This window comes from Luteimonas sp. 8-5, assembly GCF_029763755.1.
Lineage (GTDB): Bacteria > Pseudomonadota > Gammaproteobacteria > Xanthomonadales > Xanthomonadaceae > Cognatiluteimonas.
The window spans coordinates 1-845 of the sequence record NZ_JARUVM010000111.1 but is presented as its reverse complement, the minus strand read 5'-3'; the positions used below and the strand labels follow the sequence as shown (position 1 = coordinate 845).

The following is an 845-nucleotide window of genomic DNA, read 5'->3' as shown; positions in this document are numbered from 1 at the left end:
CCCTACTGGGGCCGCTGGTTCTACACCTTCAACGTGCTGGCGCTGTGCCTGGCGGCGGTGCCATTCGCCTTCGGTACCTTGCGCGGCGGCGGCATGGGCCGGCGCCTGTTCGTGGGCATCGTGTTCGCGCTCGGATTCTGGTTGCTGCAGACGCAGTTCGTGCGCATGGCCGGGGTGTTCAAGTTCGACTTCCGGCTGGCCTACCTGATACCGCCGGTGATCATGCTGGCGACGTCGGCGGTGCTGTTCCGGCGGAGGAGCGGCTAGGGAGCAGGGAATGAGGGGAGTGAGGGGAATGAAGGGAGTGGAAGGTGCGAGGCGCCCGCCATTCCCTTCATTCCCCTCATTCCCTCCATTCCCCCGATCTAGAATGTCCCGATGACCGAACCCACGCCCAAACGCAGGGCCCTCATTGGCTGGCGCATGCTGGCGCTGGGTTATGACGCGTTTCCGGTGGTCGCGTTGTGGATGCTGGCGTCGGCGATGTTCACCGTCGTCTACTACCTGGCAGGGCACTCGGCGCGCGAGAACTTCGCACCGTTCAGCCCGCTGCAGATCGTGCTGTGGGTGGTGTGCTGGGCGATCGCGGGAACCTACGCGGTCGCCAGCTGGCGCGGCGGCGGGCAGACGCTGGGGATGCGGCCGTGGAAGCTGCGCCTGGTCGGTATCGACGGGCCGCCGACAGTACAGGCGCTCGCCCGGCGCTACGCAGTGGCGACGCTGTCGTTGCTGCTCGGCGGGCTGGGATTCTGGTGGGCCTGGTTCGATCGCGACCGGCTGACCTGGCACGACCGGGCCAGCGGAACGCGGATGGTGCGCGGCTGAGATGGCCGGCGGCAGCCCAG

2 protein-coding genes are annotated in these 845 nt (G+C 67.7%); both read left to right on the top strand.

Annotation, left to right across the window (positions count from 1 at the left end; translation table 11 throughout):
- The coding region (locus tag QAA18_RS10850; RefSeq protein WP_279412961.1) for an LptF/LptG family permease at positions 1-267 on the top strand (267 nt) is incomplete at its 5' end.
- Between the two features lie 111 nt (positions 268-378).
- Positions 379-825 carry an RDD family protein gene (locus QAA18_RS10845; RefSeq protein WP_279412960.1) on the top strand — a complete coding sequence of 149 codons (447 nt, stop codon included), beginning with the start codon at positions 379-381 and terminating at the stop codon, positions 823-825.
- The last annotated feature ends 20 nt before the right edge of the window (positions 826-845 follow it).